We start from the raw sequence: 346 nt of genomic DNA on the forward strand, positions 1-346 counted from the left end.
CCTATGAGGCCCACCAAAATTTGGATTTTGAAACAAGAGATAAAGCGGGGGAATGGGCATTACAATTACTTACTAACGCCGACAGATTATTGGAAAATCACCCAACATTAAATCTACAACGATGGATTGATTTTGCTAGAGCAACAAGTCAAAACAAAATACAACAAGATAAGTACGAAGAAGATGCTCGGAGAATTCTTACCGTTTGGGGCCCTCCAAAACTAAAATTAGGTGTTAATGACTATGCAGCTCGAATGTGGGGTGGATTAATCCGTGATTATTATCGGGAAAGAATGGCAGGTAAATTAGAAAGTTTACGCTTAAATAAACCCTATGACAATAGAAC

The 346-nt window shown here is 38.2% G+C and carries 1 protein-coding gene; it reads left to right on the forward strand.

Annotated elements, in window-relative coordinates; translation table 11 throughout:
- Nucleotides 1–346: alpha-N-acetylglucosaminidase C-terminal domain-containing protein (locus MWU65_RS17630; RefSeq protein WP_247079980.1), on the forward strand; the 346-nt coding region annotated here is incomplete at both ends.

The organism is Cellulophaga sp. F20128, assembly GCF_023015805.1.
Lineage (GTDB): Bacteria > Bacteroidota > Bacteroidia > Flavobacteriales > Flavobacteriaceae > Cellulophaga.